The sequence below is a fragment of the Kaistella pullorum genome (assembly GCF_014837035.1).
Lineage (GTDB): Bacteria > Bacteroidota > Bacteroidia > Flavobacteriales > Weeksellaceae > Kaistella > Kaistella rhinocerotis.
In genome coordinates this window covers 931,783-948,259 of the sequence record NZ_JACSPS010000001.1, presented here as the reverse complement: position 1 = coordinate 948,259, position 16,477 = coordinate 931,783, and the positions used below count along the sequence as shown (strand labels likewise).

Genomic DNA, 16,477 nt, shown 5'->3' with positions numbered 1-16,477 from the left:
ATCTATCAACATTTTCGCCCTTAAAAATAATGCTCTTCTGCGCTCCCCCTTCTCTCGATTTGGGACTGCAAAGATACCATCTTTTTAGTCCTTTCCAAATTTTAGTAACTTTAATTTAATATAAAAAATACAACTCACTGAATATCTGAAGGAAAAATTTAGACCCTAGATCATAAATAGGCTTCACTCTTTCTGTACTCCGGATAGTTCTATTTTATATAAAGCGGTATGAGAGCCTCAAAATAGTTGAGAGATGCAAGAAAAACCTGCATAAATAAAAAAAATCCCACTCCAAAAAGAGTGGGATTAATATTATAATTGTTATCCTGTTCTATTTATTCAGGCTCTTATTAAGATTTACTGCATCCTGGTAACCTGGATTCAGTTCTACTGATTTAGCAGCATACGTCTTGGCTTTTGTTACATCACTATCTTTTACCAAATAGGCTACTGCGAAGTAGGCGTAAGAAAGTGTTTCCTTATTAGCCGCCATGTCTGCCGGTTTTACAGTGCTAATGAACTTTTCGTAGGCTATTTTAGCTAACTCATTATTACCTGCCTGCTGGTAAGAATATCCTTGGCTGTAATACGCAGGAGCCCAATCAGGCAATAAACCGCTCATTTTGTGCCAAGCTAAAATAGCACCGTTCCAGTTGCTCGCTTCCTGATAGGCAATAGCCAATCGGAATAATGCATCTGTATCTTGTGGCTTCTTAGCAACTTCTGTTTTTAACTTCTCAATTTTAGGATTTGTAGGCCCTAGTTCTACTGCTGCTCCAATAGCTTTGATATTTCTAAAAGATATATGTTCATTATCGTACGGTAGAATCGTTAATCTATTTCCGTCTAACAATATTCGACCTAATCTTCCAATGAGACTTTGACCTAAAAGGAGCGGCGCATTACTTTCATGAACGATAGAAGCTTCAATATTGCTCAAAATCAGACCGCCAATTTCAATCTGTTTAATATTAAATTTTGTCCCAGTCGCAACATCCCCGTTTGCAATACTATAAAAGATTTCCTCTCCAATGTCCTCTCGGCTGATATAGCCATTTTTTAACATAAAAAGTGCTTCTGTTAAAGAAATGGAAACATCAGAAGCTCCAGTATCTAAAACAAACTTCAATGGTATACCGTTTACTTTGCACGGAACCCAATAAACACCTCCATTTTTTTCCATTACTATAGTCGTTTGCGAATAGCAAATAACATTTATAAAAGAAAAAAAAACAGGTAAAAAATAGGCTTTCATAACAGGAAAATTTAAGATTTCTTGGCGGTGACTTACCGCCAAGATATAAATTTATTTATTTAATTGATTGCTTAAATTCACTGCATCCCCGTAGTCAGGATTTAACTGAGACGCTTTTGCTGCATAATCTTTCGCCTTTACAAGATCAGATTTTTGCACGAAATATGCCACTAAATAATATGCATAGGAAAGGGTAACCTTATTTTTTTCTTGTTCCGCTACGGGTTTAGTAAGCAAGGTATCAATATATTTTTGATATTGTGCAATTGCCATATCATTATTTCCCAGTTGCTGATAATTAGTTCCCAATGCATAGTAAGAGTATTCCCAGCTCGGTACCAATGCAGCCATTTTATTCCATGTAAGTATGGCTCCATTATAATTTTCCGCTTCCTGATAAGCAATTCCTAATTTAATAATCGCGTCCGAGTCGTTAGGATTTTCTGCGATCTGCTTCTTAAGTGCTTCTATTTGTGGATTCGTAGGTCCAGCATCAACAGACGCCTGGCTTACACCGCCACCACCTTTAATCTTAACGAGCTCCAAATCCCAGTTCAAAGTCTCATCCTTAGCAGCTTTCGCAAGTGCAATCTTTTGCTGTGCATCTGACATCAAAGCAGATTTTTTCGCAGCATCAGATTCCTTTTCGGCCAGGCCGGCTGAAATAAGACCTAATAAACCCTGATCGGCTGGCTGAACTCTGCTTTTTTCAGCTTTAGCTAAAAACTGATCCATGCTTGACTTCGCACCTGTATAATCTCCATCTGCATATAATAAGTATGCACGCAACTTGAATTTAATAGGATCATTTACTTTATCGAATACTTTGTCCAGATATAATTTCGAGTTTCCGTAATCTTCATTCGTGAAAAAGAGTTTTGAAATCTCAAGCTGAGTATCCGGATCTTCGTCGGCATATTTGGCATAATTAAGCAAATCTTGTGTTGCAAGCGCATTCTGCTGATATCTGATATTATAGGCCGCTTTTGCTTTATAAGCTGGCGCAAAAGATGGATCGGCGGAAATGGCACGGTCAATATTTTCTTTTGCTTTCTGCCACTGCTGCGCCTGCATCCACAACGTTCCTATTCTGGTATAAACTGAAGCTTTGTTTTTTGCAACCGGCAATGCTTTGTCATAAGCTGTCATCGCTGATCCCGCAACTTGAGGGCTATTTGTAAGTTTCAGGCGATAAGCATCACCTAAAGTATAATAGTAATAAGCCGGCGTACCGCCTTTCTGAGATTTCTCCACAGCCCGATTGAGATAATCAATAGCCAAATCTGCGTTCGGAGCTCCACCGAAAAGCGTAAGTGCTTCCGCTGCGCGGTACAATACTTCCGCATCTTTATCACGTGCATCCTTTACAATATTTTGGATCTCAGTGATGCCGGACTTATCTCCCTTGCCCAATTTCACTGAGGCAAGACCTATTTTATTAAGATTGCTCTTTTTATCTGCTGCTAAACCTTTATTAAAGTTTTCCTGCGCTAGTTCGAAATTGGGTTCAAACTGCGTGAGATATGAATTTCCTAAGTAAAAATAATTCTCTGCCGTAGGTGATTTTGCGATCATCTCTGTGAATACGGACTTGGCCTTTGCATATTTATGGCTATCTGCATTCGCAATCCCTTCCTGAAGGGTCTGTGAAAACGCAAAATTCGAAAAGAAAACCGTTGCAATTCCTAGGGCAACTTTCTTTGATACATTCATCTTTATTCTTAATTTTTAATTTGTTAAACGTTATGATTCCGTTCCGATAATATTTCCAACTATCGTACCATTAATCAAGGTCACGAATCTGTGGCTAAACTATGCTCAACGCATCTGGACTTCCCGCGGAATAATGTTGTATGGCTGCAAGCCTTCTTTTTGCACAACAATCTGCCCGAGTTGCTGGCAGGAAAACCTGATCAAGCCATTACCTAATCCATAATAGGGTTCATTGGTAATGAAATACAAAACCCGCGTAAATGGATAAGACATATTCCGAAGCGTAGTAATATCGGGTGAGTAAACTTTTCCTTCAGATTCTACCCCAAGTATTTTTACTGAATTCCGTAATTCCTCTGACTCCTTATCATATGGCCGGCTAAGTGTATTCAAACTCACTACACCGATCTTACCAGGGTAATTGTTGATTTGTTGAATAATATTGCGGTTACCAGCGATCACCGAAAACTTAAGGTCTGACGGCAACATTTTAAACTTCTGCGCTACAAAATTGAGGTTGCTGGCATTGGCTCCATCGAAAATAATATTTTTCTCATCGGATAGAAGCTCACTTTTAAGATGCTCCAAAGAGACAGAAGTTAAAGGAGAGTTCTTGGCCACAACAAATACTACGGCATCAACAGCAAATTTTGCCGGCTGGATTTCCAGATCAATTTTGTCTTTGAATGCCTTCTTTTCACGGACGGTAAGATCTCGGGATAACACGATAGCGCGAACCTTGTTTTCCAACAAATCCAAAAAGGCTAAATCTTCCTTCTTTATTTCAACATTAATCTTGGTAGCGGGGTTAAGAGCCATGTAGCGACTGGTGAGTGCTTCTATAACGCTCTGGAAAGATTCATCCGCCGCGATCGTTATGGTTCCCTGGCTGGGATCGTCTATCACACGTTCATTTTTCTTACATGATGACGCGAGTGTGAAAAGCGCTATTAATAATATGATTCTATACTTCATTTCTATCCTGTCGTAATCTGTAGATTGCACGGCCAATTCTGAACAAACCGTAGAGTATTAACAATGCACCCAGCGAATATGCGATAAGTGGTTCGAGGTAAATAATAAAGAATTTATAAATAATCACCACAATACCCAAAATGATATAAAACATTCCGGTTATCAGGGACAGCCAATTAAAGATCATAGACAAAAATAAAGAAAATAAAAAAGAGAAGCAGTGTGCTTCTCTTTTAAATAATGTTAAACTTTATTAAGATTATTATTCAAACTGCATCGTAAGAGGCATCCTGAATCTGTATCGAACTGCCTGACCATTGATTTTTGCAGGCGCCCATTTATTCTTAATAGATTTTACTGTACGTATTGCTTCCGCGTTGAAATCCCTATTGCTGCCATTAGCTTTCACATCAGTAATAGTGCCGTCACGTTCCACAACGAAAGTAATTTCAGTTCTTACAGTCCCTTCATCACCATCCATCACCGAACCATCAAAACTGTTCTGAACTTTACTTCTGAACGAGTTAATACCTCCAGGGAATTCAGCCAGCTGCTCAACCTCCGTGTAAACTTGTGTTTCTGAAACCTGAGGCTTCACTTCCACAGTAGTGGATCTTGTAGGACCCGGTGGCGGTGGCGGCGGTGCGTAGGTCGGTGTTTTTACACCTTCCTGGTTTACCAAACCTGTTGTTGTTTCTAATTGCTTAGTAATTGGCGGCGGCGGTGTTTCCACTTTCGGCGCTTTCACCGGCTCCGGTACCACGTTCTGGATGATTTCCTGCTGAGGCTCCTCTTTTGGCGGTGGTGGCGGCGGTGGTGGTTCTTCCTCTTTTATCTCTTCGATAATTGGCTCTTCCTCTATGATGTCAATCAGATTGGCATTCACTTCGGTAGATTCTTTAGCATTCATCTCCTGGATCTTCATGATCACAAACGGAGTCAAAGCTGCTACGAGGAAAAGTATGGTTCCAAAAATAAATGACTTTGTGAGCACGTACCTGTAGTTCGTCCGCAGATCATAAGCGCCATATGCTTTATTTCTGTTCTCAAATACAATTTCATCTAATGTAAGATTGCTATTGTATGCGTTATCTTCTGCCATTTTTCTTCTTTATTTACTACGATTAATTTGTATCCGCAGCCGGTGCAGCCGGTGCTGCTCCTCCTACCTTTCTGTCATAAATAGCCTGCTCCCAAGGTTTCACATCGGTAATACCGTAGATTTCGTTCTTGGTAATAGCCATTTCATCCAGAATGTCTACAAAGTTCTTATATACGGCATCGTCAGTAGGTTTAATGATCACAGTGAATTTACTTTGATCTTTAGCTCTTGCTTTTGCCTGCTCGATTACTTTTGTAATCCCTTCTCTATCAAAAGATGTTTCCTGAAGCGTCTGCTCGTTGAGACCCGCCTGATCAAGCTGATGATAGAAAATCCTGTTGTCTTTTCCTATGATTAATGAAATCGAGTTTGAAAGGTCGATTTCAGTTTGCTGTGGTTTAGGCATGTCTTCTTTAGGCTTTGCCGGAAGGCCCAAATCCATCACATTCGGTTTGTTAAACGTGGTAACCAACATAAAGAATGTAATCAAAAGGAACGCCAAATCCACCATTGGGGTAAGGTCTACGTGGGGCGGCTGCTTCTGCGAGCGCACCTTGCCACCTTTCCCGCTGCTATCTTTTACTTGTACTTCTGCCATTTCTTTATTATTGTGCTGTCTCCTGACTTGTGATTAACCAGAATTTCAAGAAATCTATATCACGCAATCCTTCGAACAGAGATTTTACTTTTGGATATTCTGTCTGAACATCGCCCTTGATCGCCAACTTATAGTCGGGGTTAACGGCTAAGCTTTGCTGTACCCAATCGATTACCTGCTTGTTTGTGCTGTCCATCGGAACCCCGTTGGGACTTTTGTAAGCTTTACGCTCTTCATCAGACAGGTTCAGATATCCTTTCAGCTGGTTCATAGGCACGCCTACAGACTGAATATTTGCGAAGTTCACTTTCTCCTGGTTAGTGAAACTCATTCCATATTTTGCTCCCATCTTATCGAGTAGCTGCATTCTTTCCGTTCCGTTCTCTACCGGCGTGAAATAGAATTTCCCGTCAGTAGTAGCCAGAACAGTCATTAAACTCGCATCTGGAAGTAACTTCTCAGAAATCGAAGATGGCGTGGTTACCGTCTCGACATCGGGTACGTTGAACTGAGCCGTGAGGATAAAGAACGTAAGGAGTAGAAACGATACATCGGTCATCGCCGTCATATCCACCCTTATGTTATGTCTTTTTGGTTTGACTCTCGCCATTATTTTTATATTTATTTATTATACTTCACTATTTTAGACCACCACACAACCATCAGGTTAAATATGAAGGTCCGCACTCAACACAGATTTCTTAGTGAAATTCTGCGAATGACTGCTGGATTGACATTGCGATCTCATCAATTTTGAACGTTAATCCGTCAATCTTAGAAGTAAAATAGTTATAAAGAATAATTGCAACCGCAGATGTACCAATACCTAATGCAGTATTTACAAGTGCTTCAGAGATACCGATAGAAAGTGCTGCTGAATCTGGTGTCCCTCCACCTGCACCCAGCGCGCTAAATGCCTTGATCATCCCGATTACCGTTCCAAGTAGTGCTACAAGCGTTGCAACTGTACCTAAGGTTGAAAGGATCATCATGTTTTTCTCAAGCATTGGCATCTCAAGCGTAGTAGCTTCTTCGATAGACTTGTTCAGTGCTACCATTTTCTGCTCTTTATTCATTGCTGTATCGTGAGCCAAAGCTTTGTAAGTCGTAAGACCTTCTTTCACTACGTTACCTACAGAACCTTCCTGTCTGTCGCACTCTTCTAAAGCTTCGTCTACTTTATTCTGGTTAAGCAGGTTTCTTACAGTAAGTACAAACTGGTCTACGTTACCTTTACCTGAAGCCTTGCTAAGAACCATTGCTCTCTCTACAGAGAATACGATTACGATAATCATGAAAGAGATAAGGATTGGTACGATAGGTCCACCCATGTAGATAATTCCCATAAAACCGTCAGGATGCAGCTCCTTTGTTTCCAAACCTGAGAATGACACTGAAGAAAGACCTTCAAGTCTTGGATCAGCCTTAAAGTTACCCGGACTACCCAAAACAAATAAATAAATAGCCACACCTATCAGGATAAGAATAGGTATGATTAGCGCAGGATTCAATCCTCCTACTTTTTTAGCAACTACTTGCTCCCCATTGTTTGAAACATTCATTTCCATACTAAACTAAATTATAATTGTTATTTTTTAAATTTTTCGAGTGTAAATTAAAGTCAAATTAATTTATCGTGCAAATGCAAGCCGTTGTATGCGTGCTTTTTCAATGCTTGAAAGACCCGGCTTCCATTATTGATTTGATAAATTTTAAAATGTATTTTATTTAAAATTGGCGTTTACAAAAATACCTTTGAAAACAAGCGTAAAATCTGGGAGGATTTTTACGATTACAGCACAAAAATTTTTTTTCCAATAATTTTTATGAGACAATATTAACGATTTTTTTCTGTACTACGATTATTTTTTTAGGCGTATTTCCCGCCAGTTGCTTAATAACCCGCTCGTCTTTCAGCACATTTTCTTCGATTTGTGCAACGCTTAAATCTGAAGGTAATGAAAGCTTAAATTTCATCTTACCATTAAAGCTCACAGGATATTCAAATTCATCTTCCACAAGGTATTTCTCCTCAAATTCAGGGAAATTTTCAAACTCAATGGAAGTTGAATGCCCTAGACGGCTCCATAGATCCTCACAAATGTGCGGTGCATACGGTGAAACCACTATTGCAAGGGCTTCCAGGATTTTCCGTTTGTTTGTTTTCAGCTTCTGATATTCGTTCACCGCGATCATAAATGACGAAACAGATGTATTGAATGAAAAATTATCAATGTCTGAAACCACTTTTTTAATAAGTGTATGTAGTATCTTATATTCTTCTTTAGTTGGCTCTTCATCTGAAACATTGAAGCTATCTCCGTCAAAATAAAGATTATAGAATTTCTTCAGGAAACCGTAAACACCACTCAAACCCTGCGTATTCCATGGTTTGGACTGTTCTAATGGTCCAAGGAACATTTCATAGAGTCTTAAACAGTCAGCGCCGTATTCTTCGCAGATATCGTCCGGATTCACGACGTTGTATTTAGACTTCGACATCTTCTCCACCTCGCGCTCGCAGATGTATTTGCCGTCCTCCAAAATGAATTCAGCGTCAGCAAATTCCGGACGCCAGTTTTTAAATTTCTCGATATCGAGTTCGTCTGTTGTTCCTTTTAATAAGGAAACGTCCACGTGAATTTTTTGGGTTTGATGCTCTTGCGCAGCATTTTTAGACACGAATTTGTTTGAACCCTCAATTCGGTAAACAAACGCACTCATCCCCAAGATCATTCCCTGGTTGATCAGTTTTTTGAAAGGCTCATCATTATTGATATATCCGCGGTCCTTCAAGAACATATTCCAGAAACGCGAGTACAGCAAATGTCCCGTTGCGTGCTCACTGCCACCAATATACAAATCAACCTGACCCCAATAATCCGAAAGGTCTTTTTCCGTGAAAACCTCATCGTTCTCAGGATCCATATAGCGCAGGAAATACCACGAACTCCCTGCCCAACCCGGCATTGTAGAAAGTTCTAACGGAAAAATGGTAAGATTATCAATCAGGTCCGTATCTACAATTTCCTGTGTAGCTTCATTCCAGGCGAATGTTTTGGCATTGCCCAAAGGCGGATCACCGTCTTCAGTAGGCAAATATTTCTCCACTTCCGGAAGTTCCAACGGCAAAGCTGAAATGGGCAAAGTATACGGCATACCGTCTTTGTAATAAACCGGAACCGGCTCTCCCCAGTAGCGCTGACGTGAAAAAATGGCGTCGCGCTGGCGGTAATTGGTTGTTCCATGACCAATTCCGAGTTCTTCAATCTTTTGAATGATTGCTTTTTTAGCATCATTAAAATTCAGACCATCCAAAAAACCTGAGTTGACGCAAACAGAATCCTTAGAATCAAATGAAGCTTCATTGATATCCTGATCATTTTTAATGACATTTCGGATTTCCAAACCAAACTTTTTCGCAAAACGGTGGTCACGTTCGTCGTGTGCCGGAACTGCCATCACAGCGCCAGTTCCATAACCCATCAAAACGTAATCTGAAATATAAACCTTCATTTTCTGCTGTGTGAACGGATTCATCGCATATGCACCCGTGAAGGCTCCGCTTACGTTTTTCACGTCCGCCATCCGGTCGCGTTCGGTTTTCTTTGATGTTTTTAAAATGTATTTTTCTACTTCCGCCTTGTTGGCTGCAGCCGTAAGGGCCTCCACAAGCGGGTTTTCAGGCGCCAAAACCATGAAGGTTGCACCAAAAATAGTATCCGGACGTGTGGTGAACACCGAAATATTGGCATCAGATCCGTCAACTTTAAAATCTACTTTTGCACCGACAGATTTCCCGATCCAGTATTCCTGCGCATCTTTAAGCGGCTGTGGCCAGTCAATATGCTGCAAAGCCTGCAAAAGTCTTTCAGAATACGCGGTAATACGCATACTCCACTGCATCATTTTCTTTTGGAATACCGGAAAACCGCCACGCTCAGATTTGCCGTCTTTTACCTCATCATTCGCCAACACAGTTCCCAACCCCGGGCACCAGTTTACTGTTGTTTCGGCGCGGTAGGCCAAACGGTAGTTCAAGAGGATGTCCTGTTTATCAAGTTCGGAAGCAGTATTCCACTCCTCTGCAGTAAAGTTTAGTTCTTCAGTTTGCGTCGCATAAAGATTTTGCGAACCGTTTTGTTCAAAATATTCAATCAAACTGCTTATCGGCTCCGCTTTATCGGTGGTTTTATTGTACCACGAATTAAAAAGTTCGATGAAGATCCACTGCGTCCATTTATAGTAGGATGGATCTGAAGTGCGGACTTCGCGGCTCCAGTCGAATGAGAAACCTATTTTACGCAACTGCTCTTCGTATCTGGTAATGTTCTGCTCCGTCGTGACCGCCGGATGTGTACCGGTTTGAATGGCATACTGCTCGGCTGGCAAACCAAAACTGTCATAACCTACCGGATGCAGCACATTGAAACCTTTGTGCCTTTTGTATCTCGCATAGATATCAGACGCGATATATCCTAGTGGATGCCCTACATGCAAACCTGCACCTGACGGATACGGAAACATATCGAGCACGTAAAACTTTGGTTTTTCCGTAGTATTTTCGGTGCGGAATGTCTGATTTTCGTGCCAGAACTTTTGCCACTTTTTTTCAATCGATTGATGGTCGTAAAACATTAATGAAGTTTGTTTTCGTTTAAATTTTCCTTTAAAAGATGTGAATCTGCTGCAGAAATCACATCCCACAAAAATAGCACTTTCACACGAGAAATCCCCACTCGGGAAGTGGGGACCTAATGTTTTGAAGCCTGCTGGCTTTAATCTTTAGCGCGTCGGGCCGTAACCGTCGTCGTCACCTTGACATTTGGCTCGCCCTGGAAGGTATAAGTGCCGGAAACTTCATAAACGAGTTCGCTGTCAGTAAGCGTTTTCACCAAACCGGTCTGTTTGACACCAGCAGCGTCTGTAATACTAAATTCCATCGTCACCGGATTAAAAGTATAGCTGAAATTGCTTTCATCCTGCAGTACACACGTACCTCCTGTTTCACCGTAAGTCTTGGCCGTAGCCGTTCCGTCCATGTTAAAAATGATTCTTCCGCGTTGCTGGCAACTTGTGTACGCTACATCGTTAACATAAGCTCCGCTGCTTAGCGTGGCAGTTTGTGATAATTTATAAGGTTGCCAAATTCCCACGATTGTGTTTTCGGGGATATCGATGTCTTCGTCGTCATCGCTTCTGCAAGCGGATAAAGTAAGGATGGCCAGAAGCGCCAGCACAGGAAATTTAAGGTAAAAAAGCCAGGAACTATTAGTTTTTGAGCTGTTAAAATAATTTTTCATGACATTTTGATTTTGTGGATTATCAAAAAAGGTTTCCAAGTATTATGCCAGCAATACTTACGCGATATTGATATCTTTGTCCAAACATAATTAGATGCCGGAAGTTTCAATCATCACGCCCGTTTACAATTCTTCAAAATTCTTAAAGCAAACAATCGGCTGTGTCCTGAACCAGACCTTCACCGATTTTGAATGGCTGATTACCGATGACGCCTCCAGCGATGATTCGGTGGCAATTCTTCGTAAATGTAAAGACCCGCGTATCAAACTGACTTTCTCTGAAACTAACGGTGGCGCCGGTCATGCCCGGAATATTTCACTTTCAAAAGCAACGGGCCGCTATATCACTTTTCTGGATTCAGATGATTTCTGGGAACCCAATTTTCTGCTGGAAATGGTGCAGTTTTTAAAACAGGAAAACGCAGAACTGGCCTATTCGAATTACGCGCGGTGTGAAGAAAATCTAACACCCATCCTCGCTGATTTCAAAGCGGACAAAGAAGTTGATTTTCACAGTTTGCTGAAGACTTGCAGACTTTCACTTTTAAGTTCAATGTATGATTCGCGTCGTGTCGGTATTGAATATTTCCCAAACGGCAGCAAGCGCGAAGACCACGTAATGTGGCTTAATCTTTTGAAAAAAATCCCGACAGCCAAACCATTAAACAAAACCATGGCAAAATACCGGATGCACAGCAACGGAATCTCGCGGCGGAAATCATCGATCATCAAAGACCAATATTTGGTTTACAGAGACCATATGAGATTCAACACTTTAAAATCGGGGTTTTACACCGCACAATGGGCGCTGAACGGTTTCCTGAAATATTCTAAATTTTTTAACTGATGGAGTACTCAAAAGAATTTAAGCAGGCCATAAGCGCGTTTTCGTCGGTTGAAAAAGACAGGCTGATCATACGCTTACTGAAAAAGGACAGAATTCTTTCCGAAAAATTATATTTTGAACTCATCGATCCCGAAACTCAGGATGAGAAACGGGCGCAACTGGAAGATTCAGTAAAGGAAGAGGTCGCAGCGGCGTCAAATTATATAAAGAATGCCAAACATTTTCTGCGGCTAATCCGCAAAATCAGCGCAAAAATCACCGAACACGTAAAGATAACTTCGGACAAATTCGGCGAGGTTTCGTTGAATCTGCTCCTAATCAATGAGATTTTAGCGCTCGCCACGCACTTCCGCGATGGCTACAAGCTTTATATTTATCTGCTTAATAAAATTTTCAGGACGCTGGTACTCACCCAAAAACTGGATTCAGATTATTTTATAGAACTGAACGTATACTTTGAAAATCTCCACGAATCGATCCTCAAAAACACTGAACTTGCGCAGCTCGCCTTGCAGCACGGCCTCGATTTAAACTGGTTGCATCCGGAAAACATCCCCGAACATATTGCCATTATTCTGAAAGATCTGAAAAGCGACGGATTTTTAAGATAAGATTTTCGACAAAATAGCTTGTGTGGCATTCGGTTGTGAATCTATGAAACGCCGCGCGTTCTCGCCGATTTGTCGCCTAAGTTCATCATTCCGAAGAAGTTCGAGCAAATACGGCGCTGCAAAGAATTCATCTTCGAAACATTTTGCACCGGAGATTGCAATCAAACCATCGGCCTCAGGATTTTTGCGGAACTGGTCGCCAAACAGCACGGGAACGCCAAAAGCTGCAGCCTCCAGGATGTTGTGCAGACCTTTGGTGTGAAAACCACCGCCAACTACCGCTACATCTGCGTAGGAGTAAAGTTTTTGAAGCAGTCCGATGCAATCTATTATTAAAATCTGAGCATTGGTAAATTGTGCAAGTGTGGAATTTTCAAATTCCGAATAGAGAACCGCCGATGGAAATAGTTGGCGGATCGCGGGCACACGTTTCAGGTCATGCGGCGCAATGATGATTTTCACCTCGCGGTTTTTTGAAATCAAAAGTTCTACCAGCCTTTCCTCAGATTCCCACGAGCTTCCGAAGACAACCACTTTCCGGCTTTGTATAAAATCATCGATACAATCCACAAAATTATCCTGGCCACGCAATTTCTTCACCCTGTCAAAGCGTGTGTCGCCGGCTGTTGAAGAGTTTTTCAGGCCAAGTCCTTTCGCGAGAGCAGTAGACTGCGGAGTCTGATGAAAAAACCAGTCGACATTGTTTTTGAGCTGACGAACAAACCATTTCCCATAGGCTTTGAAGAAGACCTGTGTTTCGTAAAACAGCGCGGAAATCACGTAAATTTTTACGTTACGTTTCTTTAAAATATCGAGAAGATTGTACCAGTACTCGTATTTTACGGTAATGAAAATTTCGGGTGTAAAATTATTCACAAATTCGCTCACCCACTTATCTGTATCGAACGGCAGATAACATACAGCATCAGCAAAGTGGTTTTTCCGAATGACATTATCATAACCAGAGGGCGAAAAAAATGTAACTAAAATCTTGTGTTCGGGAAATTCTGTTTTTAATCTTTCAAGAACCGGCAAACCCTGCTCATATTCGCCGAGGCTGGCAGCATGCATCCAGATCACGCGGTCTTGCGGCGAAAAAACATTTTGCACCACATCACAGCTCTGTCTTCTGCCGGCCAGACCTTTCTTGAGTTTATAGTTGAAAACCGCGCCAATCTTCATGGCGGTTATCAGCAGACTTACGAATATGTTGTAGATGGTTTTCAACAGTATTTTCTTTAAAAGTTAACCAGCTTGGTTTTTACTGATCCTTGCCGAATAAATTAAGATTGCCACAACAAGCACGAGGCAAAATCCGAGCAGATAACTGATCGCAGAACTTAACCCTTCAGCATTTCCCAGGCCGGCCTGAATACTTTCAAATGCAATTATCGCGAAAAGCGTAACCACCAAAATCATTAAAATGCAGACAATCAACTGAGTTAAAGGTTTATTCTGGCGGATATTATCCGGAATATTAAGCAAACCTGAATCGGTGTTTCGGAACAGATAATTCAGGAAGATAAAAACGGCAGTATTAATCGATAAAAGTAACCAAATTGAGTGGCGCGAACCATATCGGTCCGGAGAACCTGAAAAATCGTAATGAACAGGAATCTGATCTGGCAAATGCTCAAAATTCAAGGCGGTGTAAGCCCAGACGCCGATCAGGATTATAAATGAAATAATGCGTAAAATGAGAGAAACATATTTCACTGCTATTATTTTTTAATCGCGCTGCATTCTTTTCACGAAGCGCAGTTTGTGGGTGTGCCTGTTAAGGTCTTTATTGAATATCCCAAGAGAATCCAGCGTATCGATGCGTACCTTTCCATAGGCATGGATGATTTTCTGGTCTTCGAGCATCATCCCTACATGCGTGATTTTACCTTCCTGGTCATCAAAAAATGCCAAATCGCCGGGCTCACTTTCTTCAATAAAATCAAGCACACTGCCAATCTCAGCCTGCTGATACGCATCGCGCGGAAGCTTGCAACCGTGAATTTTATATACGATTTGTGTAAATCCGCTACAATCTATACCGAAATAGCTTCTACCACTCCACAGATACGGCACATTCAAAAATGACAAGGCAGTTTCGCTTATTGAGGATACCGTATTTTGAGCATGCGATAAATATTTTACATCAACTTCACTTCCTGCAGATAACAGAATCTTACCTTCGGGAAGTTCTGTTGAAATAAAATTATCAGTAATTATTATGCTATTTGAATCTCCAGAATCGAACGTATTAATTTGCTTAGAATCTACCCAACCTTCATACTGATCAAAATCCATCCGGATTTTTGAAAAACCGCCCAGCGTTTCTAAAATCTCAACGTTTTCTCCGTACAGCAGCTGAGAAACCATCTCCGACTGATGCGAATTTTCTCCGCGCAAAGGCGCTACTGAAACGTTGCAAACCGCTCTTTTCATAGGCAGAACTTATATTTTCCGGATTAAATTTACCCCGTCACGCAAAGGTAAAATAAGATTTTCGAAATCGTCATGAGCCGCAACCAAATCGTTGAGTTCTTTAATTTTTTGTGTTGATTTCTGTTTTGGGCTCTCATCAAGTACTTTCCCGTACCATAGTACATTGTCAAAAAGCACCACCGAGCCGGAACGCAACTTTGGCTTGATCAGATTAAAATATTCTACATAGTTTTCCTTGTCTGCGTCAATGAATACCAGATCGAAAACCATATCGGTTTCTTTAAGGAAATCTTTGGCGTCCTGAATGCGGAAATCAATCTGTGCTGAAAATTCACTTTCGTTAAAATATTTTCGTGGCAGGTATTCTAATTCTTCGTTTACATCAAGTGTGATTATTTTTCCGTCTTTGTGCAGACCTTCAGCAAGGCAAAGCGTGGCGTAACCGGTAAAAGTACCGATCTCTAAAACCTTTTTCGGACGCATCATCTTCGAAATTATCGTGAGCAGCCTACCTTGCTGATAACCGGAGATCATATGTGGCTGCGTAGTTTTGCGGTATGTTTCCTGGCGCAGCCTTTTCATGATTTCGGGTTCCCGGGAAGCATGGATTTCTAAATAGCGGTCCATCTCAGGACAGTTTTCTTCAAAAAAACTCATTCATTCTATTTTTTTCAAATTTAAAGCTTTAAAAACAAAAAACGCCGCCCGGACTCACCCGCGCGACGTTTTTGTTCTTTTGAATCCCGATTATTTCACCGGTGCGATGTCCATCAGTTTCATGAATTCATCAAGTTTCGGCATGATGATGATTTCAGTTCTTCTGTTTTCCGCTCTTCCGCTTACAGAAGCGTTGGTGGTTTTAGGGTTGTATTCGCTGCGTCCACCTGCAGTGATTCTCGCAGGATTCACGCCAAATTTTGTCTGAAGGATTTTGGCCATAGAAGTTGCTCTAAGCGCAGACAGATCCCAGTTGTCTTTCGGCAGAGTGGAAGAATTAAGCGGCACATTGTCTGTGTTACCTTCGATCAGTACAGAATAAGTATCGTAATCATTGATCACCTGTGCTACTTTGCCCAAAACATCCTGCGCAGCCGGCAAAACATTATAATCTCCGGTTCTGTAAAGCATTTTGTCGCTAAGTGAGATCATCACCACGCCTTTCAGCACTTTTACCTGAACATCGTTATCTGCAATGTTATCAAGAGAACGCTTAAGTTTGTTAGACAGCGCAAGGTTTAGGCTGTCGTTTTTCGCGTTGGTAGAGATGAGTTGTTTGATGTATTTGTTTGAGGCATTGATCTCGCCAATCAGCTTATCAATATTTGCGGAACCTTTGCCGGTATTAGACAGACACGCATCCAACGAAGATTTAAGGGCTTCGTTTTGGCTTTTCAACAGGTTGTTTTCACTTGTCAAACCCGAATTCAATGATTTAAGGTCCTGAATTTCACGCTGTCTTTCACCGATATTTGTGATACATTGGTTGTAATTTTCGTTTAATGCGTCAAACTGCTTCCTGCTTACACATGATGTCAGCGTGAGAGCCATCATCACGATCGCAAAAATTTTTCCTGTTCTCATAAGTATATTTTTAGTTGTTTCAAAAGTAGAGATTTCATTTTAAACGGAAGAATTAT

Annotated in this window: 16 protein-coding genes and 2 pseudogenes; 2 read left to right on the top strand and 16 right to left on the bottom strand. The window is 41.1% G+C overall.

Annotation, left to right across the window (positions count from 1 at the left end; all coding sequences use genetic code 11):
- Positions 1-331: 331 nt before the first annotated feature.
- The 11 genes and pseudogenes from H9628_RS11975 to H9628_RS04370 all read right to left on the bottom strand — a co-directional run.
- Positions 332-772, bottom strand: a pseudogene (locus tag H9628_RS11975) (tetratricopeptide repeat protein); the annotation flags it as partial.
- Between the two features lie 105 nt (positions 773-877).
- Positions 878-1,183 (bottom strand): annotated as a pseudogene (locus H9628_RS11970) (retropepsin-like aspartic protease family protein); the annotation flags it as partial.
- 123 nt (positions 1,184-1,306) lie between these two features.
- Positions 1,307-2,968 carry a tetratricopeptide repeat protein gene (locus H9628_RS04410; RefSeq protein WP_251832900.1) on the bottom strand — a complete coding sequence of 554 codons (1,662 nt, stop codon included), beginning with the start codon at positions 2,966-2,968 and terminating at the stop codon, positions 1,307-1,309.
- A gap of 105 nt (positions 2,969-3,073) precedes the next feature.
- Positions 3,074-3,943 (bottom strand): PstS family phosphate ABC transporter substrate-binding protein, encoded by an 870-nt coding sequence (locus tag H9628_RS04405; RefSeq protein ID WP_251832899.1) that lies wholly within the window; start codon positions 3,941-3,943, stop codon positions 3,074-3,076.
- Positions 3,933-4,130: a C4-dicarboxylate ABC transporter gene (locus H9628_RS04400; RefSeq protein ID WP_251832898.1), complete on the bottom strand. Its 198-nt coding sequence runs from the start codon at positions 4,128-4,130 to the stop codon at positions 3,933-3,935. Before H9628_RS04400 ends, H9628_RS04405 begins: the two co-directional genes overlap by 11 nt.
- A 75-nt stretch (positions 4,131-4,205) precedes the next feature.
- Positions 4,206-5,045, bottom strand: coding sequence for an energy transducer TonB (locus tag H9628_RS04395; RefSeq protein WP_251832897.1), 840 nt, complete (start codon positions 5,043-5,045; stop codon positions 4,206-4,208).
- 22 nt (positions 5,046-5,067) lie between these two features.
- The gene (locus tag H9628_RS04390; protein WP_251832896.1) at positions 5,068-5,643 is read right to left on the bottom strand and encodes an ExbD/TolR family protein; all 576 of its coding nucleotides are present in this window, start codon (positions 5,641-5,643) and stop codon (positions 5,068-5,070) included.
- 7 nt (positions 5,644-5,650) lie between these two features.
- Positions 5,651-6,253, bottom strand: a complete 603-nt coding sequence (locus H9628_RS04385) for an ExbD/TolR family protein (RefSeq protein ID WP_251832895.1) — start codon at positions 6,251-6,253, stop codon at positions 5,651-5,653.
- Positions 6,254-6,344: 91 nt separating this feature from the next.
- Complete coding sequence (locus H9628_RS04380) at positions 6,345-7,211, bottom strand: MotA/TolQ/ExbB proton channel family protein (protein WP_251832894.1); 867 nt, start codon at positions 7,209-7,211, stop codon at positions 6,345-6,347.
- A gap of 256 nt (positions 7,212-7,467) precedes the next feature.
- Positions 7,468-10,281 carry a leucine--tRNA ligase gene (gene leuS / locus H9628_RS04375; protein ID WP_251832893.1) on the bottom strand — a complete coding sequence of 938 codons (2,814 nt, stop codon included), beginning with the start codon at positions 10,279-10,281 and terminating at the stop codon, positions 7,468-7,470.
- A gap of 140 nt (positions 10,282-10,421) precedes the next feature.
- Complete coding sequence (locus H9628_RS04370) at positions 10,422-10,946, bottom strand: lipocalin-like domain-containing protein (RefSeq protein WP_251832892.1); 525 nt, start codon at positions 10,944-10,946, stop codon at positions 10,422-10,424.
- A gap of 94 nt (positions 10,947-11,040) precedes the next feature.
- Between H9628_RS04370 and H9628_RS04365 the strand changes: the two genes are divergently transcribed.
- Together H9628_RS04365 and H9628_RS04360 are read left to right on the top strand one after the other, a co-directional pair.
- On the top strand, positions 11,041-11,793 hold the full coding sequence (locus H9628_RS04365) for a glycosyltransferase family 2 protein (RefSeq protein ID WP_251832891.1): 753 nt from the start codon (positions 11,041-11,043) through the stop codon (positions 11,791-11,793).
- The gene (locus H9628_RS04360) at positions 11,793-12,404 is read left to right on the top strand and encodes a deoxyuridine 5'-triphosphate nucleotidohydrolase (protein ID WP_251832890.1); all 612 of its coding nucleotides are present in this window, start codon (positions 11,793-11,795) and stop codon (positions 12,402-12,404) included. The genes H9628_RS04365 and H9628_RS04360 overlap by 1 nt, the downstream gene beginning before the upstream one ends.
- Here H9628_RS04360 and H9628_RS04355 read toward each other — a convergent pair.
- The 5 genes from H9628_RS04355 to H9628_RS04335 form a co-directional block, all read right to left on the bottom strand.
- The gene (locus H9628_RS04355) at positions 12,396-13,631 is read right to left on the bottom strand and encodes a 3-deoxy-D-manno-octulosonic acid transferase (RefSeq protein WP_251832889.1); all 1,236 of its coding nucleotides are present in this window, start codon (positions 13,629-13,631) and stop codon (positions 12,396-12,398) included. The two genes, H9628_RS04360 and H9628_RS04355, sit on opposite strands and share 9 nt — an antisense overlap.
- A gap of 18 nt (positions 13,632-13,649) precedes the next feature.
- A complete protein-coding gene (locus H9628_RS04350) occupies positions 13,650-14,120 on the bottom strand; it encodes a DUF1648 domain-containing protein (RefSeq protein ID WP_251832888.1) in 471 nt (156 codons plus the stop codon).
- 12 nt (positions 14,121-14,132) lie between these two features.
- The gene (locus H9628_RS04345) at positions 14,133-14,840 is read right to left on the bottom strand and encodes a C40 family peptidase (RefSeq protein ID WP_251832887.1); all 708 of its coding nucleotides are present in this window, start codon (positions 14,838-14,840) and stop codon (positions 14,133-14,135) included.
- A gap of 9 nt (positions 14,841-14,849) precedes the next feature.
- Positions 14,850-15,497, bottom strand: a complete 648-nt coding sequence (locus H9628_RS04340; protein ID WP_251832886.1) for an O-methyltransferase — start codon at positions 15,495-15,497, stop codon at positions 14,850-14,852.
- Positions 15,498-15,587: 90 nt separating this feature from the next.
- Entirely contained in the window at positions 15,588-16,421 is an 834-nt protein-coding gene (locus H9628_RS04335; RefSeq protein ID WP_251832885.1) for an OmpA family protein, read from the bottom strand.
- Positions 16,422-16,477: the final 56 nt, after the last annotated feature.

Bases quoted from the DNA above. Each gene is read 5' to 3' on its own strand.
- H9628_RS04385 (WP_251832895.1), bottom strand. From the start codon at position 6,253: ATGGCGAGAGTCAAACCAAAAAGACATAACATAAGGGTGGATATGACG.
- H9628_RS04390 (WP_251832896.1), bottom strand. From the start codon at position 5,643: ATGGCAGAAGTACAAGTAAAAGATAGCAGCGGGAAAGGTGGCAAGGTG.
- H9628_RS04345 (WP_251832887.1), bottom strand. From the start codon at position 14,840: ATGAAAAGAGCGGTTTGCAACGTTTCAGTAGCGCCTTTGCGCGGAGAA.
- H9628_RS04395 (WP_251832897.1), bottom strand. From the start codon at position 5,045: ATGGCAGAAGATAACGCATACAATAGCAATCTTACATTAGATGAAATT.
- H9628_RS04370 (WP_251832892.1), bottom strand. From the start codon at position 10,946: ATGAAAAATTATTTTAACAGCTCAAAAACTAATAGTTCCTGGCTTTTT.
- H9628_RS04400 (WP_251832898.1), bottom strand. From the start codon at position 4,130: ATGATCTTTAATTGGCTGTCCCTGATAACCGGAATGTTTTATATCATT.
- leuS (WP_251832893.1), bottom strand. From the start codon at position 10,281: ATGTTTTACGACCATCAATCGATTGAAAAAAAGTGGCAAAAGTTCTGG.
- H9628_RS04410 (WP_251832900.1), bottom strand. From the start codon at position 2,968: ATGAATGTATCAAAGAAAGTTGCCCTAGGAATTGCAACGGTTTTCTTT.
- H9628_RS04405 (WP_251832899.1), bottom strand. From the start codon at position 3,943: ATGAAGTATAGAATCATATTATTAATAGCGCTTTTCACACTCGCGTCA.
- H9628_RS04335 (WP_251832885.1), bottom strand. From the start codon at position 16,421: ATGAGAACAGGAAAAATTTTTGCGATCGTGATGATGGCTCTCACGCTG.
- H9628_RS04380 (WP_251832894.1), bottom strand. From the start codon at position 7,211: ATGGAAATGAATGTTTCAAACAATGGGGAGCAAGTAGTTGCTAAAAAA.
- H9628_RS04365 (WP_251832891.1), top strand. From the start codon at position 11,041: ATGCCGGAAGTTTCAATCATCACGCCCGTTTACAATTCTTCAAAATTC.
- H9628_RS04340 (WP_251832886.1), bottom strand. From the start codon at position 15,497: ATGAGTTTTTTTGAAGAAAACTGTCCTGAGATGGACCGCTATTTAGAA.
- H9628_RS04360 (WP_251832890.1), top strand. From the start codon at position 11,793: ATGGAGTACTCAAAAGAATTTAAGCAGGCCATAAGCGCGTTTTCGTCG.